Source organism: Cryobacterium sp. 10C3, assembly GCF_034314285.1.
GTDB classification, from domain to species: domain Bacteria; phylum Actinomycetota; class Actinomycetes; order Actinomycetales; family Microbacteriaceae; genus Cryobacterium; species Cryobacterium glucosi.
This window is the reverse complement of sequence record NZ_JAVIWF010000002.1, coordinates 840,509-863,584: the sequence shown is the minus strand read 5'-3', so window position 1 is coordinate 863,584 and position 23,076 is coordinate 840,509. Positions and strand designations below refer to the sequence as shown.

21 protein-coding genes and 1 pseudogene are annotated in these 23,076 nt (G+C 61.3%); 8 read left to right on the top strand and 14 right to left on the bottom strand.

The window, feature by feature from the left end; all coding sequences use genetic code 11:
- The first annotated feature begins 98 nt into the window (after window positions 1-98).
- Window positions 99-482 (top strand): hypothetical protein, encoded by a 384-nt coding sequence (locus RGU41_RS04705; RefSeq protein ID WP_322135683.1) that lies wholly within the window; start codon window positions 99-101, stop codon window positions 480-482.
- Between the two features lie 590 nt (window positions 483-1,072).
- On the opposite strand, the gene RGU41_RS04700 is transcribed toward RGU41_RS04705, so the two are convergent.
- The gene (locus RGU41_RS04700) at window positions 1,073-1,576 is read right to left on the bottom strand and encodes a hypothetical protein (RefSeq protein WP_322135682.1); all 504 of its coding nucleotides are present in this window, start codon (window positions 1,574-1,576) and stop codon (window positions 1,073-1,075) included.
- On the opposite strand from RGU41_RS04700, the gene RGU41_RS04695 reads away from it, so the two are divergent.
- Window positions 1,569-2,810 (top strand): Mu transposase domain-containing protein, encoded by a 1,242-nt coding sequence (locus tag RGU41_RS04695; RefSeq protein WP_322135681.1) that lies wholly within the window; start codon window positions 1,569-1,571, stop codon window positions 2,808-2,810. The two genes, RGU41_RS04700 and RGU41_RS04695, sit on opposite strands and share 8 nt — an antisense overlap.
- Before the next feature lie 58 nt (window positions 2,811-2,868).
- A complete protein-coding gene (istB, locus tag RGU41_RS04690) occupies window positions 2,869-3,570 on the top strand; it encodes an IS21-like element helper ATPase IstB (RefSeq protein WP_322137298.1) in 702 nt (233 codons plus the stop codon).
- 516 nt (window positions 3,571-4,086) lie between these two features.
- On the opposite strand, the gene RGU41_RS04685 is transcribed toward istB (RGU41_RS04690), so the two are convergent.
- From RGU41_RS04685 to RGU41_RS04675, 3 genes are all read right to left on the bottom strand, one after another.
- Window positions 4,087-4,479, bottom strand: coding sequence for a hypothetical protein (locus RGU41_RS04685; protein WP_322135680.1), 393 nt, complete (start codon window positions 4,477-4,479; stop codon window positions 4,087-4,089).
- A gap of 1 nt (window position 4,480) precedes the next feature.
- A complete protein-coding gene (locus RGU41_RS04680; protein WP_322135679.1) occupies window positions 4,481-5,854 on the bottom strand; it encodes a hypothetical protein in 1,374 nt (457 codons plus the stop codon).
- 151 nt (window positions 5,855-6,005) lie between these two features.
- Complete coding sequence (locus RGU41_RS04675; protein WP_322135678.1) at window positions 6,006-7,247, bottom strand: IS256 family transposase; 1,242 nt, start codon at window positions 7,245-7,247, stop codon at window positions 6,006-6,008.
- A gap of 202 nt (window positions 7,248-7,449) precedes the next feature.
- On the opposite strand from RGU41_RS04675, the gene istA reads away from it, so the two are divergent.
- Together istA and RGU41_RS04665 are read left to right on the top strand one after the other, a co-directional pair.
- Complete coding sequence (istA, locus tag RGU41_RS04670; RefSeq protein ID WP_322135677.1) at window positions 7,450-9,018, top strand: IS21 family transposase; 1,569 nt, start codon at window positions 7,450-7,452, stop codon at window positions 9,016-9,018.
- Window positions 9,015-9,767: an ATP-binding protein gene (locus RGU41_RS04665; protein ID WP_322135676.1), complete on the top strand. Its 753-nt coding sequence runs from the start codon at window positions 9,015-9,017 to the stop codon at window positions 9,765-9,767. The genes istA and RGU41_RS04665 overlap by 4 nt, the downstream gene beginning before the upstream one ends.
- 64 nt (window positions 9,768-9,831) lie before the next feature.
- Here RGU41_RS04665 and RGU41_RS04660 read toward each other — a convergent pair whose 3' ends face one another.
- The 7 genes from RGU41_RS04660 to RGU41_RS04630 all read right to left on the bottom strand — a co-directional run bounded on the left by RGU41_RS04660 (window position 9,832) and on the right by RGU41_RS04630 (window position 16,531).
- Window positions 9,832-10,668, bottom strand: a complete 837-nt coding sequence (locus RGU41_RS04660; protein WP_322135675.1) for a hypothetical protein — start codon at window positions 10,666-10,668, stop codon at window positions 9,832-9,834.
- On the bottom strand, window positions 10,665-12,149 hold the full coding sequence (locus RGU41_RS04655) for a hypothetical protein (RefSeq protein WP_322135674.1): 1,485 nt from the start codon (window positions 12,147-12,149) through the stop codon (window positions 10,665-10,667). Before RGU41_RS04655 ends, RGU41_RS04660 begins: the two co-directional genes overlap by 4 nt.
- 350 nt (window positions 12,150-12,499) lie before the next feature.
- Entirely contained in the window at window positions 12,500-13,993 is a 1,494-nt protein-coding gene (locus RGU41_RS04650; protein ID WP_322135673.1) for a hypothetical protein, read from the bottom strand.
- A gap of 2 nt (window positions 13,994-13,995) precedes the next feature.
- Window positions 13,996-14,649, bottom strand: coding sequence for a DNA-processing protein DprA (locus RGU41_RS04645; RefSeq protein WP_322135672.1), 654 nt, complete (start codon window positions 14,647-14,649; stop codon window positions 13,996-13,998).
- 36 nt (window positions 14,650-14,685) lie between these two features.
- On the bottom strand, window positions 14,686-15,171 hold the full coding sequence (locus tag RGU41_RS04640) for an ATP-binding protein (RefSeq protein WP_322135671.1): 486 nt from the start codon (window positions 15,169-15,171) through the stop codon (window positions 14,686-14,688).
- Window positions 15,172-15,620: 449 nt separating this feature from the next.
- Window positions 15,621-16,097, bottom strand: a complete 477-nt coding sequence (locus tag RGU41_RS04635) for a hypothetical protein (RefSeq protein WP_322135670.1) — start codon at window positions 16,095-16,097, stop codon at window positions 15,621-15,623.
- Between the two features lie 56 nt (window positions 16,098-16,153).
- Window positions 16,154-16,531 (bottom strand): hypothetical protein, encoded by a 378-nt coding sequence (locus RGU41_RS04630; protein ID WP_322135669.1) that lies wholly within the window; start codon window positions 16,529-16,531, stop codon window positions 16,154-16,156.
- A gap of 220 nt (window positions 16,532-16,751) precedes the next feature.
- Between RGU41_RS04630 and RGU41_RS04625 the strand changes: the two are divergent.
- A pseudogene (locus tag RGU41_RS04625) lies at window positions 16,752-17,747 on the top strand (serine/threonine protein kinase); the annotation flags it as partial.
- 50 nt (window positions 17,748-17,797) lie between these two features.
- On the opposite strand, the gene RGU41_RS04620 reads toward RGU41_RS04625, so the two are convergent.
- A complete protein-coding gene (locus tag RGU41_RS04620) occupies window positions 17,798-18,196 on the bottom strand; it encodes a hypothetical protein (protein WP_322135668.1) in 399 nt (132 codons plus the stop codon).
- A 91-nt stretch (window positions 18,197-18,287) separates the two neighbouring features.
- Complete coding sequence (locus RGU41_RS04615; protein WP_322135667.1) at window positions 18,288-18,887, bottom strand: hypothetical protein; 600 nt, start codon at window positions 18,885-18,887, stop codon at window positions 18,288-18,290.
- Window positions 18,888-19,132: 245 nt separating this feature from the next.
- Here RGU41_RS04615 and RGU41_RS04610 point away from each other — a divergent pair, with 245 nt between their 5' ends.
- Both RGU41_RS04610 and istB (RGU41_RS04605) read left to right on the top strand, forming a co-directional pair.
- Window positions 19,133-20,458 carry a Mu transposase domain-containing protein gene (locus RGU41_RS04610; RefSeq protein WP_322135513.1) on the top strand — a complete coding sequence of 442 codons (1,326 nt, stop codon included), beginning with the start codon at window positions 19,133-19,135 and terminating at the stop codon, window positions 20,456-20,458.
- Window positions 20,455-21,297: an IS21-like element helper ATPase IstB gene (gene istB, locus RGU41_RS04605; RefSeq protein WP_322135512.1), complete on the top strand. Its 843-nt coding sequence runs from the start codon at window positions 20,455-20,457 to the stop codon at window positions 21,295-21,297. Before RGU41_RS04610 ends, istB (RGU41_RS04605) begins: the two co-directional genes overlap by 4 nt.
- 455 nt (window positions 21,298-21,752) lie before the next feature.
- Here the strand turns inward: istB (RGU41_RS04605) and RGU41_RS04600 are convergent, their stop codons facing one another.
- Window positions 21,753-23,069, bottom strand: coding sequence for a PIN-like domain-containing protein (locus tag RGU41_RS04600; protein WP_322135666.1), 1,317 nt, complete (start codon window positions 23,067-23,069; stop codon window positions 21,753-21,755).
- Between the last annotated feature and the right edge of the window lie 7 nt (window positions 23,070-23,076).

Below are 23,076 nucleotides of genomic sequence, written 5' to 3'. Positions count from 1 at the left end.
GGACGAATGGGTGGGAACCGCAATGTCCGTTTCGCGGTTCGGCGCAAAACATGGGATATCGATGGTTTCGAACGTCAAGCCTGGGTAGCGTCCTGAGTATGGATGAACAAGAGGCGACGAAGAGGCTCGATGCCGCACTTGGACCATTCTACGACATGGACGGACTCCAAGCTTGGCTCGGACTGTCGGAACAGGCTGTCCTCGATTTGGTGGTCGAAGGGCACATTCTCTCGGTCGAGACGATGGAGGGCGAGTTGCTCTTTCCCTCCAAGCAATTCGGTCAGGAGGGTGCATTCCTCCCGCACCTCTCCTTGGTGTTGAGAATCATGCGTCGAAGCAACCTCAATGACTGGAGTACCGCGCTCTGGCTCGTCAACGACGACCCCCAGAGGGACACAAGCGCCGTCGAACTTCTGCGGTCAGGCGAGGTCGACACTGTTCTCATGGAGGCATCGAATTTCGTCGAGACTTGGAACCATTAAGGCGAAACGAAAGACATCAGGTACGAAACGAACGGTCGGGACCTGTCGTATGGTGCCGTGGAATCACCCACTCATTGGGGCTCCGCATCCATAATCCCCGTTGCAACGTCGCTGATTATTCCAGCCCAGAGGCACTCTTGACATCCCCAATAGAAGCCGGCATCGCACTCGAACAGAGACACCAGTTCGCCGCAATCGTTGGGACAGATCCACATGCCTTCAGACCTTATCCAGAAGGCTGCTGAGGGTCCACGAGTTATCCACAGGACGACCGAGTCAATCGCTTTAGCCAAGAAGCGTGCTCCATCACCTACCCAACGCGGCTGAGCGTTATGGGTGCGGTCTATGGCCTGATATTCAATCTCCGATGCCGTCTACCCGGCGTATGTATCGTGCGCATTGCACCCACGTCAACCTTGCAGCCGGCGGAACCGTCTTGGGCCGTCGGCGCCTTCCCGTGGGTGGCGCAGCTGGACCGTTGTGACGCCGCTCTTACTGGTTCTGTTTGAGCAAGATGGGTAATGCCTATCTTTCGTCAAGAGTCCACGGTAGCCTCGTTGCGCCAACCGCTTGCAGCGTGGTCTGATCGCCTAGGAGCTGACGAGCCGCATTCTCACGGCCGCAATCAGCCGTCTAAGCGGCATGTCAGGATATCCGAGATCGGGCCAATCCCAAATGACTCCTTCCCACCGAATAACTGAGAAAATTGCGGCGACCGGCGTCTGCCCCTCGCCGATGTAGGGCTCGGAATGCCCGGGGAACTGCTCGATTGTCGGATCGATCGAGAAGAGCACTCCGCCGTTTGCTGCACGCCATTCAAGCCAGGCGTGACCGTCCGCCTCGCCATCGGGCCGACCAGCCGAGACGAAGATCCATTGCCCCAATCGCCGGTCTTCCAGGACGGCCGCCAACACCGCCGAGGCGTCCTCGCACGACCCAGCGGGCCAGCCGAACCCCCGGAGAAATCGATGTTCCATGGGATCAGTCGCCAACATGGCCTTGAGCGTGTCGTCCACGGTGTTAACGCCGACTGAAAACAGGGCCAGAAACGCCAACTGAAAATAGGGCCACCAACCATTATGGAAGGTGATCAAATTGGATGATTGGGCAGAGATTCGCCACCTGCATTCGACGGGGAAGCATTCGAAACGGGAGATAGCCCGGCTGGTCGGAGTGTCCCGGGGAACGGTGGATCGGGCGTTGGCCGTGGATAGGTCGCCGACGTATCAGCGCGAGCCGACCGGGTCGAGTTTCGACGCGTTCGCCGGCCAGGTGCGTGTGTTGCTCGCAGCAACGCCAACGATGCCGGCAGCGACCGCTGCTGAGCGGGTGGGCTGGTCGGGGTCTCCATCGCTGTTCCGGGCCAAAATCGCCGAGCTCCGGCCGGAGTACGCGGTGCCGGACCCCGCGGACCGGCTCGTGCACCCGCCCGGGTTCCAGGTCCAGTGTGATCTCTGGTTCCCGCACGAAGACCTGCCGCTGGGCCATGACCAGGCTGCTGCACCGCCGGTGCTGGTGATGACGTCCACGTTCTCCGGATTCATCCAGGCCCGCATGTTGCCGTCTCGGACGACGCCGGATCTGCTCGGCGGGATGTGGTCGTTGCTGCAGGAGGCCGAGGCCGTTCCCGCCCGGCTGACCTGGGACAACGAGACCGGCATCGGGCGCGGGAAACTCACCGAGCCCGCCGCCGCGTTCGCCGGCACGCTCGGCACCCAGATCAAGCTACTCAAGGCCCGTGACCCCGAGTCCAAGGGCATGGTCGAGCGGATGAATCGCTTCTTCCGGAGCCGCTTCATGTCCGGCCGGGCGTTCACGTCGCCCGACGACTTCAACGAGCAGTTGGCCGGGTGGCTGCCCATCGCGAACAACCGTCTCTCCCGGTCGCGGCGAGGGCGACCGGGCGATCTGGTCCGCATCGACCGGGCGGCGATGCGCGGACTGCCTCCGCTGGCGCCGGAGGTGATGTTCCGAAATAGCGTCCGGCTCCCACGGGATTACTACGTTCGCGCGTTCAGCAACGACTATTCCGTCGACCCGGCCATGATCGGCCGGGTTGTTGACGTGGCTGCGAGCCTCGAGCGCGTGACCGTCCACCACGACGGGGTCCTCATCGCCAGCCACCGCCGGAAATGGGCTCGGCAACTGACCGTGACCGACCCGGCGCATGTCCTCCGCGCGGCCGAGCTGCGCGCACAGTTCCAAGCCCAACGCGCCCGCCGGCCCGCGGTCACGGCCGTCGTCGAGATGGCCTCACTGGCCCGTTACGACGAACTCTTCAGCGTTGACCTAGACACCACCCCGACCGTGTTGGCGGTCGCGTCATGACCGGGTCGGAAGCGGCCTCGCAGATCGAGTACTACGCCCGCGCGCTGCGGGCCCACGGATCAGCGAAGCCTTCCGGCGCCTGGGCGACCAGGCCCGCGACGCGGGCTGGTCCCACGAGGAATACCTCGCCGCAGTGCTCTCCAAAGAGGTCTCCGAACGCGAAGCCTCCGGGGCAGCGCTCCGCATCAAGGCCGCCCGGTTCCCGGGTCACAAAACCCTCGAGGACTTCAACTTCGACCACCAGCCCTCCGCAGACCGGAAACTGATCGCGCACCTGGGCACGAGCGTGTTCCTCACCGAAGCGAAGAACGTCGTCCTCCTCGGGCCTCCCGGAACCGGGAAGACGCACCTCGCCGTCGGCATCGGGATCAAGGCCGCCAAAGCCGGCCACCGGGTCCTCTTCGACACCGCGACGGGCTGGGTGACTCGACTCCAAGAAGCCCACTCACGAGGCAAACTCGCCGCCGAACTCATCAGGCTGCGCCGTTACAGCCTGCTGATCGTCGATGAGGTCGGCTACATCCCCTTCGACCAGGACGCCGCGAACCTGTTCTTCCAACTCGTGTCATCTCGCTACGAACACGCCTCACTGATCATGACGAGCAACCTGCCCTTCGCCCGCTGGGGCGACGTGTTCGGCGACCTCACCATCGCCTCCGCGATGATCGACCGCATCGTTCACCACGCCGACGTGATCAGCCTCAAAGGCAACAGTTACCGGCTCAAGCAACACCAACCCACCGCGACTACGGCACACTAGAACCACACGAGAGTGGCCCTGTTTTCAGTTGGCAGAAGTGGCCCTATTTTCGGTTGGCGTTAACACACGGCGGCATGCAAAGCGTCAAGGTCCATGACCTAACAATGGCAGAGTGTGCGCCCGGAATAGATCGCTGGCCCGAGTCCTGTCCTGGTCAGTGTATTCCGGACGAAAACGGCTGCCGTCGGCAGAAGGGTCTGCCATCGGGACGCCACGCATTCGTCCAGCCCACCATTATGTAACGTTTGTCGCCGATCGAGGTGGTGCTCGACAAGGCCCGCCGTGGTGGTGCTCAGCCAAACCAATCGCGCCGCCACGCATTGGTTCTCACGCGCACCACATATGTCGCTCACGGAAGTACACATTCGACTGGTGCTCGTACTTGAGCCAGCGGGGCATGCTAGGAGCGTTCTTGGGCTCTGGGCATGCGCGGCTTGATCGAAGTCGTATTCGGGACCGTGATCGGATAACCAGGCCTTGGCTCCCACGGTCAGCGGCCACAGCTTGGACACCCGCTTAGCGTGTCGGAAAAGCGAGAACGTTTCTCTTGCTGGCTTGCGTCAACTCGTCGTTCTGCCTGCGGAGTTCCTCTAACGCAACAGCGTACACATCGATTAGGGCTTCAAGCTCGACTAGTCGTTCGTTTGCGAGCTGGTATTTCGCCTGGAGAGCCGCCAGCTTGACGATACCTGCTGCTGCGCTGGGACTATCTGAACCCCATTTTCGTTCCACGGCAGCCAGAAAGCCATCGTTGAGATCTCGGTGCCTATGCGTTAATTTCCAGCGAGGTATCTCGACGTTTCTCAGCAATTCGACGATCGTGGGTCTCGCCTCCGTAGGCGAACGATCAAGAAGTCTGGCTGAAGCTTCGACAATGGCCGCGCGTTCGTCGGCGTGCTCTTTGGTCACCTCACGCGTCCTTCATCAGATCAAGGTCAGATTTCGGTTCGTCATAACGACCACAAGCCATCTGGTGCTCCTCCTGAATGCGTTCGAGGCGCGTCAGTTCTGCACGTTCACGTTGGAGACGTATCGAAGGTGCAAACGGATCGGCCACAATCGGTCGCAGCATGTCGATTCTGGACGATATATCTTCCAGGTCCGTGTCAGTGCGAGCGATGTTTCTACAGTTCGACTGGCAATCAGTCAGGTCCGGCGTACTTGTTTCTCGTGCCAGTCCTCTTTGGAGCTGGCACAGTGCCCGGTCCGGATCAAAAACGCAGACCATGCCGCGGCCCTGGAATATTTGCAATCCAGGGTTGTTCAGCAGCGCCTGCGCTTGCTTGCCAGTCTTGACCATCAAGCCGGCGAAGGTGCTATTCGTTGTAGCAATCCTCGATCTGTATCGATCCGCCGCAGGTCCACTGACCTGCTCGCCTTCAACCATTCGTCTTTCCGCCTCCCCCAGGTCCTCCATGCGGGCCAAAAAACGCTCGAATGAATATTCATCTGGAAACCCAGAGGTTGCATTGCCCCCGTACCCCTGCGTGACTTGTGTGAAGACGTGGCCGTACTGAATCGCGGCGGCCACCAATCCTCGTGGGCGTCGACAGATATGCCAAGCCAAAGTGCGTCTGAACCGACTCAAATTCAATCCTGGGTTTGCGGTATCCCTCGGGATAAAGTCCGGCCTGTCGCTCGATGCGCAATATTCGTTTACCCACGCCACGAAGAGTCCAATGTCGACTGCCGCGGCCGAGGATCTCATCGAGCGACCACTGATCCCGTCTCGGGGGCGGAAGTTCTTAGCCGGGAAAAGTAGCTGATCGCTATGAAGCGATTCCAAAACCTGAATAGCCTTGGCTACCGGCTCAACAACGACCCAGGGAACTTCGCGCTCTTCACCTTCAGGCATCTTTTCGCCGAATTCGTTTGTGATCGATTTGAACGTTCTGCCCGTTACGACCCACAGTCCTCCCTCTTGGCTGACACATCCCCTCTCGAGGTTCAGGACCTCACCTGGACGCATCCCGGACAGATATGCAATGACCACCATGCAAGCTGTCCGTAGCCTTCGCTCATGTTCCTCAGCCTCCCCATAGGCGATCGGCCTGATTAGCCAAGGTTGACCGTCAAAGGGAACAGTTGCCCTGCCGGGCGTCAATGCCGCGAATTCAGCGACCTCCAGGCCGCTTTCTAGAATCTGGTTCTGGACGCGTGTCGAGACTCTCCCTTTTCGGCCCGTGAGAAGACGCGAGAGGTGATTGCGGTCCAGACGAAGCTCACCGTCGACCCGCTGTCCAGGAAGGGTCATCCCCGCCAGGCGAAGGGAGTCGATCAGCATGCTTACCGCCGCCTGAGTATTAGCGCTTGTGGGGGCCACCGTTATTGACTTTGGGGGCCACCGGGCGGTGTGGCCAGTAGTGCGCTCGGGGGCCACCGAGGTCAAGTCCAAATGTGTGGTGTAACGAGTTTTCCGCGTGATTCTTGGATTTTTAGGCGCTGAGGGCGCTGAGTTCGGTTGTGGGTTCCTCCTTCTCGGTCGGGGTGGGGGTGAGGCGTGAGCGGTTGAGGACGTCGAGGCCGAGGTAGCGGCGGCCTTCGATCCATTCGTCGTGTTGTTCGGCCAGGACCGCGCCGACGAGCCGGATCAGGGAGCCGCGGTCGGGGAAGATGCCCACGACGTCGGTGCGGCGGCGGATCTCACGGTTGAGGCGTTCCTGGGGGTTGTTGGACCAGAGCTGACGCCAGATTTCCTTCGGGAACCCGGTGAACGCGAGCACGTCGGCCCGGGCTGTCTCGAGGTGGGTGGCGACCGCGGGGAGCTTTTCCTCGAGAGCGTTCAAGACCCGGTCGAACTGGGCGTGGACGGCGTCCTTGTCGGGCTGGTCGTAGACGGAGTGGAGCAGGGTCTTGACCCACGGCCAGCTGGACTTCGGGGTCGCGGACATCAGATTCGCGGCGTAGTGGGTGCGGCAGCGCTGCCAAGTCGCACCGGGCAAGGTGGCCCCGATGGCGGCGACGAGGCCGGCGTGGGCGTCGCTGGTGACGAGCTTCACCCCGGTCAGGCCGCGGGCGGTCAGGTCGCGGAAGAAGCCGAGCCAGCCGGCGCCGTCTTCGGCGCTGGTGATCTGCAAGCCCAGGATCTCGCGGTGCCCGTCCTTGTTCACGCCCGTCGCGAGGAGCGCGTGGACGTTGACGACACGGCCGCCCTCGCGCACCTTCAGCACCAGGGCGTCGGCCGCGACGAACGTGTAGGGGCCGGCGTCGAGGGGGCGGGTGCGGAACTGCTCGACCTGCTCGTCGAGGTCCTTGGCCATGATCGACACCTGCGACTTCGAGAGGCGGGTGATGCCGAGGGACTCGACGAGTTTCTCCATCCGCCTGGTCGACACCCCGAGGAGGTAGCAGGTCGCCACGACGCTGGTCAGGGCGGCCTCGGCGCGGCGGCGGCGCTCGAGGAGCCAGTCCGGGAAGTAGGTGCCGGTGCGCAGCTTCGGGATCGCGACGTCGAGGGTGCCGGTGCGGGTGTCGAAGTCCCGGTGCCGGTAGCCGTTGCGCGAGTTGGTTCGGTCGGCGGAGATCTGGCCGTATTCGGCGCCGCAGACGGCCTCGGCTTCGGCGCTCATTAGCGCGTTGATGAAGGTGGTCAGCATCTGCCGCATCAGGTCCGGCGAGGCTTGCTCGAGTTGTTCGGACAGGAAACGGGCAGGGTCAATAAAATGGGGTGCGGTCATCGCGTGTACTCCTTCGGAAAAGACTTGATCGGTCTTTCCAAGAATCACGCGGTGGCCGCCTCACATCGGTGCAACACGCCCATCAGGGCCGGGGTTACACCACGCTATTGGACGCAACCGCCACCGAATATTGCTGTTGGGGGCCGTCTGCTTAGCTCCTTCCGCCGCGTGTATAGGCACCCGGCAGAAGGAGTAATCAACAATGGTACGAAGGATCAACGCGAAGCTCGTGCTTCAACTCCGCGCCGAGGGCATGACGGGGCGCGCGATCGCTCTCGCGCAGGGCATGTCGCGGAAGAGTGTGCTGGCGGTGTTCGATGCCGCGGAGAAGACCGGCGTCGGCAGTGACGGCCATGCCGGCCGCAGCGAGGCCGAGGTGTATGCGCTGCTGTTCCCGGGCCGGGGCGAACACGAGAGTGTGTTCGTGCAGCCTGATTGGGACGGGGTGCACAAAGAGCTCGCCAAGGTCGGGGTGACGCTGAAGCTGCTCCATGGCGAGTACGTCGACGGCTGCACGGTGACAGGGCAGCCGGCGATGGGATATGACCGATTCTGCAAGTCCTACGCGGCGCACACCCTGGTCACGGGGGCGGCGTCGCGGGTGGGCCACAAGGCCGGGCGGACGGTCGAGGTCGACTGGTCGGGGCCAACGATGCAACTCACCGACCCGGTCACGGGCGAGACGTCTCGGGTGTATTTGTTCGTCGCGTGCCTGCCGTTTTCTCGGTATGCGTTCGTGGAACCGGCGTTGGATATGCGGCAAGACACCTGGTTGTTGGCGAACGTTGCGATGTTTGAGTGGTTTGGCGGAACGGTTCCTAGGATCGTGCCCGACAACCTGAAGACCGGCGTAATCAAGCACCCTCGCGAGGGTGAGGTCGTGTTGAACGACGCCTACCGGGAACTGGCGGCGCACTACTCGGCCGCGGTGCTGCCGGGCCGACCCCGGTCACCCAAAGACAAGGCGTCCGTGGAGAACACGGTCTCTCATGTTGCTACTTGGGTGATCGCCGGACTGCGTCATCGGAGCTTCGGAACGCTTCCCGAACTGCGGGCCGCGATCCGGGAGCGGATGAATGCCTACAACCGGGAACCGTTCCAGAAACGCGCCGGCTCCCGCCTCAGCGTGTTCGAAACTGAGGAGAAGGCGCTGTTGCGGCCGTTGCCGTCGGCGCCTTTCGAGATCAGCCGGTGGATCGTGGGGCGTCGGGTGCAAAAGAACGGGCATGTGGTCTGGGAGAAGAACTTCTACTCCGTCCCCTACGCGCATATCGGACAGGGCGTCGACCTGCGCATCACCAGCCAGGTGCTCGAGGTCTATCGCAACCATGAGCGGCTCACCAGCCACCTGTTGTTGGGTGAGCATGTCGTGAACGAATACCGCACCAACGATGGCGACCAGCCCCAGGGCGAGAAGTATCGGGAGTGGGACACCGTCCGGATCCGGGCTTGGGCCGAACGAGTCGGACCGAACATGGTGACCGTGGTGAACAGGATCTTCGAGGCCGTGCCGGTGGAAGAACAGGGGTTCGACGCCGCGCTGGCCGTGCTGCGGCTGAGCCGCCGCTACTCCAGCGAGCGAGTGGACAAAGCGTGCCAGATCGCTTTGGAGGGTCGTGTTCGCTCGCCCCGGTATGCGCACTTGCAACCGATCCTGGAGACCGGGCAAGACAAGACAGGCATCCGCAGGATTCCACGCTTCGAACCCGTCGAACCTGAATCGGGCGGATACGTCCGCGGCGCCGACTACTACGGAGGCGGTGCACGGTGAGCCGGATCGATATCGAGACCAAACGCAAGCTCCGTGAAATGGGAGTGGCCACCCTGTTGGACGCGTTCGACGCCCAGGACGCCACCCTCACCCTCGGCCTCGCGTTCGAGGAGCGAGTCAAACTCGCCGTTGACGACGCGCACTCCGTCTTCACCCAGACCAAAGTCGAGGGGCTGATTCGCCGGGCGAACCTGCGCTACCCAAACGCTGACCTGCGCCGCCTGGACCTCGTCGAAGAACGCGGCCTCGACCGGTCAATGCTCGCGGGGCTCGGCACCTGCTCGTTCATCGATCGACAGCAGAATGTCGTTTTCCAGGGCTTCACCGGGTCGGGGAAATCGTATCTGGGCTGCGCGCTGGCGAAGGCCGCCTGCCGGCACCGGGTGCGAGCGCACTACATTCGGATGCCGGAGCTCGAAGAGGCTTGGCAGCTGGCCCGCGATAAGCCGTCCGGGTCGACGAAGTTTCTGAACAAGTACGCCGCGTTCTCGCTGTTGGTAATCGATGAATGGCTCCTGGACGAGCCCGACGAGAGCACCAGGAGCATGCTGCTCGAACTCCTCGAGCGCCGCTACGACCAGGCATCAACGGTGTTCTGCACTCAATACGCCCAGAAGGATTGGCACCAACGCCTCAGCTCCGGAGTTCACGCCGACGCGATCATGGACCGCATCGTGCACAACACCATCTGGGTCGAGACCGGCGGACACAACATGCGAGAACACACCGCCGGACAGGTCAACGCATAAAGGTTCGCGCGGTCGGGAGCCAGCGGCCCCCGACCGCGCGACAGCCTGGCACCCGGCGGCAATATCAGTGGCCCCCGAAGGCAATACTCACTGGCCCCCAAACCCGCAAATACTCAGCCGCCGTCATCTGGGACGTAGTCGTGCGCTCGACACTCCCCAGGCCGTGTTGTTCTCTGTATGCGGGATCAAACAGTTCACATCGTTTCCGGATCGCACGATACGCGTTGACGGCGGGCACAATGTCGACCGAAAACTCTTCAACGAAACGAAGACTCCACACGAGAAGTCCGCCCATGGTCGCTTCAGCAATTCTCGGAGTGCGGTTCTCAGGCGCATCAGGTAGGTCGCCACTGATGTCAGCGGGCCGCAGCGCGCCCCATGGCGGCGCATCGGGTAAACGGCATGAAGCTGGAAGAAGATCGCGCGTTTCCCACAGCCGGAGGACTTCCCGCAGAATTGTTCGTTGAGCTTTGACGCCGATTCCGGACGCAGACGTAGCAAGTGCAAACTCGTCCAAGTCTGACTCGGCCACGTTTGTCAGCGATCTGCACCCTCGATTAGAGATGAACTCGGTAAATAGGAACAAACGAAATACCGCTTGGCTAATAGTCCCGACCGCGAGGCGACGATAGCCATTTGTGCTGTCGTCGGCCGTGGGCTGGTAGTTCAGAAGGAACCACACGTAAGTCTTTATCGGCAAAACAAATGACGGATGAAACCTCTTCCAACTAATCGAAATCGCCGACGAATGGGCCTCCATCACTGCGGGCGTTAGATGCCAGCGCTCGTCCTCGAAACGAGATAGGGACGGCGAGGTCGAGTTCATCTGGCGCTCCATGAGAACGAAGGATCGGGGATCGACCTCGCCCAATGCCTGGATGCGCCCACTGGCCTTCGTCAATGGTCCATCTCTCTGTTCAACAAGCGTTCCACCAGATTCCTATCGTCTTGCGTAATTCGTTTCCTCGCGACCTCGGCAGATCCGACAGGCATCTTCGACACAATGTCCGCCAACCTCGCCCAAGGTTCCGCGTATCGTTGCGCCCATTGCAACGCCGTCATGTCCTTGCGACGAGCAACAAGCGCGTCGTGAGTTGCAACTTGCACGGGCCAGTGTGCAGGAATCGACACTGAACACGGGCACCCAGCACACATCAAAAAAGACGCCTCGCACGGCCGCCCAGGGGTCAGCGGCCCATTTTCGTTATCCGAACATGCAGACAACACTGTGTCCAGGTGACCATCGAGTATGCGGGTCAATACGTGTGGGGTCACACCATATCGCAGCGCTGCCTCAGCTGGATTGGTCCTGGCTTCTTGAACGTCGACATCCGTAAGAAAGGTGAGGGCATTAGCTGCACGGGCAGACGCAATCTGCTGGGTGAGCGTCTTCTCTACAATTTCCTGGTACTGCTTGAGTGACCCACGATCCTTCACTTGGTAGGAGTCTCGCAGGGTGTAACGGGTTTGTGCGACCGGTTCGTCGTGCGCCTGAACATAGGTCAGCCTGAGCCTCGGAAAGAGAACTCTGAGAGGGCTGCCATCGTCATGGAGCAGCCGATGCGTTTCACCCCACTCCCCTGGCACATCTTTTGAACCGCCGATGCGAAAACCTCGTCCCCCGGCACCTGTCCATTTCGAGCACGCGAACAGGTGGTCGGACCTCATTATCGACCGAGCAGGTCCAGCCAATTCCACGAGAAGCGCGAATACACCGAACGAAGTCAGAAGTTGCGGACCCTCTTCATAGGCATCAGCGTGAGCCCAAGCAGGAACACTGGTGAGCGGCTTGGCCATGGCTGCGCGCGACTTGCCTCGTCTCGGCTTAATGAGATCAATGATTGCGACTGCGGGCCGATCCTTGTCTCCTGCGGCCGCCTGATGGCTCGATGCCTTCGATGAGTAGATCGTGCCGACATTTTCTCCCGTGAGCCCGACGAGTAGAACTGCGAAGGCCATGGCTTCAAGTGGCGTCAGGAAAAGTGCGCCCCGGGCTTCGGCGGCGCCCAAGAAACCGGCCTTGCGCAACGCCACCGGGTTAACGGCCGCCCGCTCCGGATGCGCTGGGGAAGCTGGGTACCGGAGGAGATCGCCGGTCCGGGCGAGATTGTCCAGGTATGCACCTCGCACCCAATCGGGGCCGTGTGGTTCCTGATCGAACTCACCTCTGCGCCATCTGTCCATCAGGATCAAAGCCGAACGAATCCTGTCGCGAGCAACCCTGATATCGGCTCGTGCAGCATCCAAGATCCTGCGCAATTCCGATTGAGTATACGATTCGCTGTCAACCAGCGAAGGCTCTCGTTTTGGGTTCTTAGCATTCAGCGCGACCTGGAAATTGGGATTGTAGAGGTTGAGATTTCGGCGCAGCAGGGATTTCAAGCTACCGATCTGTCGCGACTGCAGCTCGAAACGGGCTTCCGACAAATGGCTGGGGAGCAGCTGCCTGGAGGAAACTGGCGGGTTAGGTTGACGGTGTAGAACGCGGCAAAAGACGCCAAGCTCCATGAAGAGCTTCTGAACCGACCCACGAGTCTGGCGTGTCCCTAAGGGCCCAACCGCGTTAGCAAGAGCTTCAGCGAAATCTGTTTGCAGTTGAGCCGAAACAGGCAGAGCCGAAACGTCCATCGTGGTTTCTTTGCCCGAGACGGCATCGACATGACGAACAACAAGGCCAACTCGTTTTGACGAGGGTCGTTCATTCGCTGTCGGAAGGGCAGCGGGGCGACCCCTCACGTCAAGTCACCGGGCGCACCCACTGTGTGAACGCGAGAATTCTTGGAAAGAAAATAGGAAAGAAGCTGCGATACGGATTCATCGTTCGCGCTGTCGAGCAATATCTCGACATCGAGACCCTGGAACGGCTCCAGGTAGATATCTCGCGTTGTGGACTCGTTCCTGTGACCGAGCAGCGTTTGAACCAAATACCAATGGGACCCCATTTCCTCACGGAGGTCCAGTACCTGAGCGTGCGTCAACCCCACAGCTCGTTCGCTCCAAAGAATGCTGCCAACGCTGAACCATCGAAGTGCGAAACTGTGCCGAAGGTGGTGTGGCGTGAGTCGAGAAAAATCTAACCCAAGGTCTGCAATCCGATCATTTGCTCGCGCAAAGGTCTTGTTCCAGTTCTGGTGGGCGTAGGGAACCCCATCAGCGCCTAGCCACAGCGCAACGGGTTCAAGCACCCCGTTGACCCGTGAGTAGATCCGCAGCCTCTCTTCTGGCACAAGGGCGCGCAAATCTATCGTGCGAGTGACCCCATCGGAGTCCAGAAGTTGCAGTGAGGAACCGAGCACCTTCTTGATCACTCTCTTCCTCGGAATCGCGTCGTAGACCCCATTCTTCTGAGCCTTCAAGACACCTCGCATTCGCTCACCCAGTACATATCCTCTTGTGTCAGAAACTGCGCTCGCGGGAATCCAGTACTTACGCCCTGAACTCCCTTTCGCAGAACCATCTGCCAACGCACGCGTGTAGAAACGGCGGCCCGGTTCGGTCGTGTCCGGCCACTCCAGCCCAAGCAGGACATTGCCCAGTTCTTGAACTCGTAGCCCCGTCTGAAACAGTGCATTGGCAAATGCCGAATCGCGTTGCGAATTCCGGCCGCGGAAGGATTCATTCTCACGGCCGTCAGGCAGTATTCCCACCAAGCCGATGTCGCGCCATCGCTCATAGCTTGACGGGGAAAACCACTTAACTGAGGCGTTCGATACAAACGAGCCGCCACCGTTCGCAACGCGTCTTCCCCTGCTGTCCACAGAACGAGGGAGGGGATTTCGGATACCCTTCACCGCCGCCCACGAGTACAGCGACGTAAGCATCGCGTATTGCTTTTCCCATGTCTTGTCTTGGACCCGACGCGGGTTCCGAGGGTCATGCAGTCGCCAAGTTCGAACGGCCTCAATATCGTTCTGATCCGCTTCCCGCCAAGACACGCCCCAGGAGTGCAGAACATTGCAGAACGAAGCAAAACTATAGGCATAGGCGCGGGCTGACGACAGGGCGAGTTTTCGACCGCCGCCAAGCCCCACGAAGAAATCGTTGAGCAATGGATCCGGGAAGCCATCGGGCCCGATCAGAAATGGTGTGCCTGGCTTACGAATGCGACGAGATGAAGCCTGAGCCAACCCGGCCACATACCTGTCAACGTCGATGGGTTCGTTCTCCGAATCGGGAGCAGGATGAAAGAAGACGTTCCACTGTCCTAGCAACGTCCCTGAGCCCATACTCAAAACCTAGCCAAATCGTGTTCAGAAGCAGGCTGCAACACACTGAGTGTCCAGAGAACGAGAGCCGCGCCGCTGACGATCGCGAATCCGCGGTCGACGAGGCCGGCAGAGGCTTCCATCGCGACATGCTCGCCGTATCGGGTAGCAGCCCGGGCGCCGACGAGGGCGATCGACTGGGCGAACGCGCCGAGGGCATGTGCAGGGCCGCGCCACCAGAGGGCGAGCGGGGCGTGTACCCCGAGGTCCTCAAGCCCGGCCGGCCAGTCGGGGTCACCGGGAATCGCCAGCCGTGCCCCCGATCGGGCTGCCTGCCGCAGCGCAATCGTGACGACGATGGGATCGAGCCGCGGACGCCAGCGCTCCAGAGCGCGGTCGAGTCCGGCGGCAGCGATCACACCCTCCGCCACCCCGGCGGTCAGGAGTTCCCCGGCGATATGGTCGTGGGTCCAGGCCTCGATAATCATCCGCAGGGCGCGAACGGCGCCGAGCGCCGCGACAACGAGGCCCGCAGTTCCGTCGCCGGGTTCGCTGATGCACGACCACGCCGCTCGAGCGTGCAGCTCCGCCGCGAGTTCCCGGGTCAGGGTGGGCCCGGGTGCGCGCACGCCGGTCGCGAGGTCGATCATGGTGGTCTCATCGGGTTCGAATGGCATCGTGCGTCGTGTCCTTCCGTCGGTGGATGTCCGGCTTCAGCCGGTGCGCAGGTAGAGCGCCTGTCCGAGCTGCTCGACACCCGGCCGATCGGCGCCCTCGAGGTCGGCGATCGACCAGGCGACGCGGAGCACCCGGTCATAGCCGCGCATAGTGATGCCGCCGCGCTCCAGCGCTCGATCGAGCGCAGCGGTCGTCGCCCGGTCCAGCCGCAGGTGCCTGCTGCGGAGCCAGGACCCTGGGACCGCTGAATTGAGCGACCAGGGTGTGCCGGCGAGGCGCTCCCGTGCGGCGCGCCGGGCCCGGATCACACGTTCCCGCGCAGCCGAGGTCGTCAGGCGCGGTTCTTCGGCGGCGAGCCGCAGCTGGGCCGCCGTGATCCGGTTCACGTGAAGTTGGATGTCGATCCGGTCCAGGAGCGGCCCGGAGATGCGGGCGAGGTACCGCCGGCGCGCGCTCGGCGGGCACGAGCACTCGAGGCCGGCAACACCGTACTGCCCGCACGGGCACGGATTCGCGGCCATCTTATGACGGGTATTTAGAACGCGTCAGATGTCAATAAGTGTTTGATGTTTGGATTGAGGCATCGGACCCAGTGCGGGTGGGACAACTTCGCAGTGTTGACGAACGTCCCAGTTCACGCCAGGAGGTCCAACGCAGCCTCAACGCTCCTCTTGGAGGCACCGGCAAGGACTTCTTGGCTACCGGCCGCCTCTCCCGCGCAAACAGGACGAGCCTCCGTGACATGACGGTCCGGCATTACTATTCGAGGAGAAGCATCCATTCAGAGACGGAAACTCATTCTCAAATGAGTCCTTCACGTACGCGATGTCTCTTGACTCGGCCACACAACTCTCTCGGCTCCGAATACAGAAATCGCCCTCGACAAAACACACCCAAATGTAGCCTCCCGACGACTAACCCTCGCCGAGAGAGTCACGGTCTGCACGCAGATCACGCGCGCTTCTCGATCTCAGGTGAACGACGCGGCGACCTGAGTCTCATGAGCCGTTGCTGGTTGGCTGAGCGACTCGTCTTCCCATATTGATTCTGTGATCAGGCGGTGCACCGTGTCGCAACCGGGTATGTCTCCCGACCATCCGCTGACATAGAAGCAGTGCACCGTCTTAGCGCCCATGAAACGGGAACGAGCCGCTGTTTCCATCAGGCCGTATGGGCCGGCGATCATTCCGGCAATAACCAAGACATCGAGGCCATCTTGTCGGCGAGACGTGTCCACAGTGGAGCACTCGCCTATCGTGGTGGCGGTTCCAACGATTCGCTCTCCTGACGAGTCGGCGGCAATAATTGCCCAGCCATTCTCGTTCGCCAGCCGCCAAGCCGATTGCGCCGCCGCCAACAAGTCCGCACCTCCGAAGGTTCCAGCGTGTCGCTGCGCGGCATACAGCAGGGCGATCGCGTCGCGCTGTGCACTCGCTCGATAGTCCATGCGCACAGTATCCCCCTCGGAACGTCTGATTCAGTGCAGATTCTGTGTGCGGCGCACTAATTGCGATCGGCGACCAATCCGCACATCGCCGCCGCAACGGCCGAGATCAATGGTTTCTTCGTGGCGAGCGTCTCTGCATCGAAATCCATATCGGCTTTCGACTTTCCGTACGCCGCTCCGCACTCTTTGCCAGTGCGGATGGTCGTACACGAGATGAGCGATCGCGCTGCTGCGGTTACGGCCCCTTCGAACATGAGACGCAGTCGCGGGCCGTCCAGATTGCTGGGTCTCGGTGATCGGTCGGCGCGACGGATTACAACTATGTCGGGCTTCAAAGACTCGACCCTCCCCGTTACGGCGTGACTGAGTTCCTTGAGCTGGTCTGCGAGGTCGGATCCTGTCGCTGCGACTTCAAAAGTGTCAGTGACCGTCATGTCTGACAAAGACGGGGTCGCACCAGTTGTGCAGGAGTCCTCGAGCACTACTGCCCGAAGGGTAGGTTTTTTGCTGGCTGGAATATCAATGGAGAGTCCTAATGCACGCATCCCCATAGCCTAGGGTGGTGACTTTAATTCCTCTTATCGCATTTGACGCTCTTCCGGCCGGTTTCATTATCGGAAACCGCTATGAGGTCATCTCGTCTTTGGGCAAGGGGGTCAGGGAGTCGTATACGCGGTACTGGACCACCACCTCCAAGAGGAGAGCGCACTCAAGATACTTTTGAGTTCTGCTCCAAGCGAAGTATGGCGAGAAGCATCTCTGCTGACGCGTCTGTCGGGTAAGTTCCTATTGCCCGTTCGAAACGCGGACCTCGCCTCGGGCCTTCCATTCGTGGTCACGGAAATCGCGCAGCACGGAACGACATTTGACGAGATGATCCCCAACATAGGGATTCCTCCCGAGCGCGCAGTTCAATGGGTGATCCACGCGAGCCGGGGAGCCTCTCGTATGCACGACCAGGGTCTTCTGCACAACGACCTCAAACCAGAGAATCTGTTCTTGAACTCCAATGGTGACGCGCTTCTAGGTGATCTTGGTTTAGCTTCTGAGATGAATTCGTCGGGATTCGCTCCTCTTACCGGGGGTACGCCGGCGACGATGTCGCCCGAGGTCGCAGCAGCTGCGTTGGTGGCGATGACCGGCGCGCCAATTGCCGATCCATGTTCCGTTGCAAGCGATGTTTACTCCCTGGGCGCCTCGCTTTACTGGCTTCTCGCCGGCAGAGCGCCGTACAACGGCAATGACGTCCGAGACACTCTTACTCGGGTGACCGCGGGCCCGCCAGCATCACTCAGCTCGCTCACGCCTCATGTTCCGCGAGGCATTCGTGACGTGGTTGAAAAATCAATGTCACGGCTTCCGTCAGATCGTTATCCGAACGCGGGTGACTTCGACTATGCGCTCGCGAAGCATTCGTACCCCAAACGAAAATGGTCGCGGCAGCCCAGCCATCCCGGTCACGAGGAGTGCTTTGTTGGGGTCAAGAGCAAGTCAACCCTCGAGGTCTGCGCCAGTACCCAGAACGGCAGTTCCCATATGACTATCGCGGTAACTCATCAGCCGAGTGGGCGTAATGCAATACCGCTGGCGACCGCAACCCGGGCACAGCTGCCTCAACGCCTTCGATCCATCTTCCGAAACTTCAATTAGTCCCGGCAGTCATGGGCTTGTCAGTTAGCGGCAGGACGGGGCCTCAGAGGTCACGAATCGACAAGCTTGGCAATCATCTCGAAACTTAGCTTCTGGATCCTTGAAACTGCCGTGCTCCTGTAGATTTGCGACGCACTACCTTGGAGAACAGCACTGTAGGCCGGATAGGTCGAATCGAGAGCCACGACGGTTGCTTGCCAACGAGCGCCAACGCGCGGTGCTTCAGTTGCAGTCACCGTCATTGGCGCTCCGTTCACCTGAGATCCGTTGCCGTCGGCGGCGTACCTAGTAACCGTCACCACGGGCCTCATCGAGATCGGTTCCACAACGATTGCAAGGAGCATCCGGGCGCCCGATTCCGTGGACAATACCCATATACCGCTCTGGTGGAGGTTGATAGCCGAATGGGACTCAGACAGATCTTCAGCCTCACGATTGACTGGGGTCACGTCCCGCATCCGTCCCCTCGTCTGCCGCCCGATAGAGCAGGTCCATCCACTGCTGGTCTATCGATGAAGCCGGACGGACAAGGTTGCAGAGTCATGTGCTCAATAGCCTTCCATCACGCGTGAAGAACTGTAAATGCAGACTACGGACGTTAAGAATTGCTTGGCTGAACGCGGTAGCTGACCCTCCTTGATCGAGGATGACGATTCGTGTGCGAAACTCCTCGTCGCCGACCGCGTAGTCCACCAGTTCGTCAATGTGCAGGTGGTAGTGGCCGCCTAGGTAGATCCGTGGCCGCACTTGCAAAAATCCTCGATGAAACATGGCACGGCCGGCTGCTGCGTACGCGAGTCCTGTGTGCGGCCACCAATGTGCGGTTGCCTCCAAAGATGTGTCCAGGGTTGGCACGTGTAGCGGCGCGTCATGCCCAATCATCACGTCGGCATGCACATTGCCGAGCCCGGTCAAGTCAGCTTCCGTAATCGACTCTTCATTCCAGTACGACCTTCCCAAGATGCGATTGCCGATGTCGATCGAGTTCGCACCGCCGAGGACTGCGAGCGTACGTCCGGCGGTGAGCAGACTTCGATATCCCCGAGGAATATGGATGATGTTGGGCCGGATCCGCCGGAGGCCATCTTCGCCAATTGGAAACTGGTAGAGAATGTTGAAGTCTTCGTGGTTGCCGTCCACAACGTAAAGGGTTTGATCGTTGGCGGAGAGGCGTCGGCTCAGCTTGTCGACAACGATTCCCCAGTTGTAGCCAGGCCAGAGGAATCCGAAATCGCCGAGAATGACGAGGTGACGGCGCTCACTGAAATTCCCCAGTTCTGCTCACTGAAATTCCCCACTCCGGGTCGCTTCCGCTCATAGAAGCGGGCCTTCCTCGATGCTGGTGGTCTTCGACCACACACCAGTACGAGGAAGGCCCTACTCCTATGCTTTCAGAGGAGGACGACGTGGACATCCACGCGCTCAAACGGCAAGGGATGACGATCAGTGAGATCGCCCGCCGCACCGACCACGACCGTAAGACAATCCGCGCCTACCTGGCCGGCCAACGCACCCCGGGAGTGCGTCAACGCGCCGCCCCGGACCCGTTCGACGCGTTCATCGACTACGTCACCGCCCGCCTGGGCGAGGACCCGCATTTGTGGGCGGCGACGCTGCGGGACGAGCTCGTCCCGCTGGGCTTCTCGGGGTCGTATCAAACCCTGACTCGCCAGATCCGGGACCGGAACCTCCGGCCCGCCTGCACGGCCTGCGCGCACGTGACGAAGCGGCCCAACGCGATCATTGAGCACCCGCCGGGCGAGGAGACCCAGTTCGACTGGGTCGAGCTGCCCGACGCCCCAGCCGCCTGGGCGTTCCCGACCAAACGCGCCTACGTCCTCGTCGGGTCCCTCGCGCACTCCGGGGTTTGGCGGGCGGTGATCTCCCCATCGATGGACCTGCCCCACCTGCTCGCGGCAATGACGGTGCTGCTGGGGCTGCTGGGCGGGGTGACGAAAACGTGGCGGTTCGACCGGATGAGCACCGTGCTGAAGGCCGGGACGAGTGATCTGACGCCGATGTTCGCCGCGTTCTCCAAGCACCACGCCGTCAGCGTCGTCGCGTGCCGGCCCCGGTCGGGCAACCGCAAGGGCGTGGTCGAGAAGAACAACCACACCGCCGCGCAGCGCTGGTGGCGCAACCTCCCCGACGACGTCACCCTCGAGCAAGCACAGCAACGCCTCACCGCATTCGCGACCGGGCAAGACGGCCGGCGGCGCGAGGGCCGCGACGGGTCGACGACGGCCGCGGTCATGTTCGCCGCAGAGCGCCTCCAACCGTTGCCGCCGACCGTGTTCCCGGTCGTGGTGACCGAGGAACGCACCGCGACACGGCAGGCCCTGATCGATTGGCGCGGGAACCGGTACTCGGTGCCGCCAGAGCTGGCCGCGGCCCGCGTCGTCGTCCACCAACGCCTCGGCGCGGCAACCATCGACATCGCCACGATCTCGGGCGTCGTCCTTGCCCGACACACGCTCGCGGAGGCTGGCCTCGGAGTCACGATCCGCGACAGCGGACACGTCACCGCCCTGGAGACCATCGCGATGGCCTCAGCGCCTCCCGGCCGGCCGCACCGGAAGAAGGAACGCATCCCGCCCGGCATCGCGGCCCGCCGCGCCGCCCTGGCGCTGACCGGCACCGCCGAACCCACCACCGTGATCAGCCTGGCCGCTTACGAGACGGCCGCGAAGAACAGGAACACCCTCCGATGAACACACCCCTGACCACCACCGAAACGACCGCTGCGCCTGTCTCGACGGCGACGGCGGCGAGCGTCTATCAGCAGTTGCGCGGCCACCTCACCGAGCTCAAACTCGCCGACGCCGCCGACGCTCTGCCCCGCGTCCTGGACCAGGCCCAAGCCGAGGGTTGGAGCCTCACCCACGCCCTCGAGCGCCTGCTCGCCATCGAGGTCACCGCGACCGACGCCCGACGTCTCTCGGGCCGGTTCCGCTTCGCGAACCTCCCCACCGGCGCCACCCTGGACGACTTCGACCTCGACGCCGCCTCCGGTATCGACCGCAACCTCCTCGCCGAGCTCGGCACCTGCCGCTACCTCGAGACCGCGACCAACGTGCTCCTGATCGGACCGCCCGGAGTCGGGAAAACCCACATCGCGACCGGCCTCGGCCACGCCGCAGTCCAGGCCGGCTACCGCACCTACTTCACCTCTGCCGCTGACCTCGCGGCCCGCTGCCACCGCGCCGCGATCGAGGGCAAGTGGGGCACGATGATGCGGTTCTTCGCAGGCCCCACCCTGCTCATAATCGACGAACTCGGCTACCTTCCGCTGCCCGCCGAGGCCGCGTCAGCACTGTTCCAAGTCATCAACCAGCGCTACCTGAAAACATCGATCGTGATCACCACGAACCGCCCCGTCGGCGCCTGGGGCGAGATCCTCGGCGACACCACCGTCGCCGCCGCGATGCTCGACCGGCTCCTACACCGATCCGTCGTCGTCACCCTCGACGGCGGCTCCTACCGACTCCGCAACCACGCCGCCCAATCCAACGAGCTCCGCCGCGTGACAACGGGCACGAACTTCCACTAACCTAACCCCGCGACCTGGGGAGCTCCGATGAGCAAGACTGGGGAAATTCGCTGAGCGCCGTCAGAGGTTCTTAATTCCGCGGAGATACATCGTGTGGGCGACCGTCAGCGTGTGCTGGAGATCTCCATGTGTATCGCCGAGGAAACCGATGTGAGGGTCCGCTGACAGGCTCCCTTGATTCGGTAGCCGCGTCATGGCCGTTTCCGGCTAATTTGGGTCCAGCTATAGTCCGCTAACTCGATGCGCTGAGACCACGCCGACCGTTTTCCAGAATGCATGCCCTCAAGATACGAGTACTAACCTCACCCCGGTAACTAAGTCACGAAACTACTCTGAAACTCGGTGTTTGCTTGGCCCCACTCTCTGTCGCGGTTGCCCTAAGACCACGAGCTGGCGTGGGACCTGTGTGCGTGCTCCACATCCTGGACCAACGCAATGTCCCTCCTGGCGGGATCTCAGACTCGCTCATTCCCCTCATACTCGGCTAGAGCCTCGGCCGTCTCCGAGAGCTCCGCGTCGAGTATGGCCAGTTGACGCAGGAAACCTTCATGCTGCGACCCAATTCCGGAAGGTGCCTCGTCCAATTCAGCGAGGCCCTGATCAACTCGGAGCAATCTCGCTCGAGTCTCGGACTGAATGCGTCGCATACCAAGACCTGTCGACTCCGCATCGGCGTGACCTTGGCTTGCGGCCTCGCGAATTTGGGACGAGTAGGCAGCTTCGAGCGTCTCAATCTGCTGCAGTAGCCCTTCACGTTCCGCAAGGCGCTTGCTTCGTAATTCAGTTGTTCTTCGGCTCCGAGGCGATGGCCGGTCGATGACCTTAAGAAGATTCTCTCGTCGCGCTGTTAGCTCGACGAGCCGGCGCTCCGCCACGTGCTTCAACCTCTCCGGACTTTGCGTGGAGACCTCTTCTACCTCGCCAATCGTCTCTTCCGTCAGTCCGAGACTAAATCGCGATTGTGCCTCACGGAGAAACTGTTCCGGACTGTAGAAGTGCACGCGCTTTCCGGAAATCGAAAAATACTCATCGACAAGCTCGGGACGCGGCCCGAGTCTCTGCCCGTGGAATATTCGCCACCAGTCCTCCTTCCCGTCATCAGTAACAAATATGGCTGATGAGCGTGCGCCTTCGGCCTTCTGAAGTATTTGCTTCCAAATGACCAAGTCGCCGTACTTGCCGGGGTCGCCCTTTGCACTGTCTTTGTATCCGGGAGGTACGTCAGCGGCGTATCGCTTCGCGCCCTCGGAGTAGACGGCTGCAAGTTCGGATGCGGTGAACTCGGTTCCAACTCGTCCCTCATAAAGACTTGTCACGACACTCAAGACGGCGTCGGCCTCCCGTGCTTGCTCAACCGTCAAACGGTGGCCCTTTTCACTGACGCTAATCTCCACAGCAACCATGTCCAGAGATTCCTCAAATAACTGAATCAGATGTTCGGCGTCGAGCGAGGAGTGGCGCTTGAAATGAGATACGGGAACTCGAAAGGCTTTTCGGCTCGACTCAAGAGCCTCCCTAACCTTTTCATAGGCGGATGTCTGTTCGTGAATAACGCCCAGCCTGTTTTCCAGGAACTCGCGCGCGACTTGAGCAGGAATCCAAAGGCGTTCTTTGAGGTCCTCGAGGACATTCAAGAATTGAAGGCCGGTACCCTCTGAATACCGGTACAGATTTAGTAACGAATTTGTATCTAAGATGACGGTGCCCTCCGCCCAGAGCGTGGCGTATTCGTCCGTACTTGGCGGGTAGTAGCCCCTGAACTGAGATTTCAATGACGCT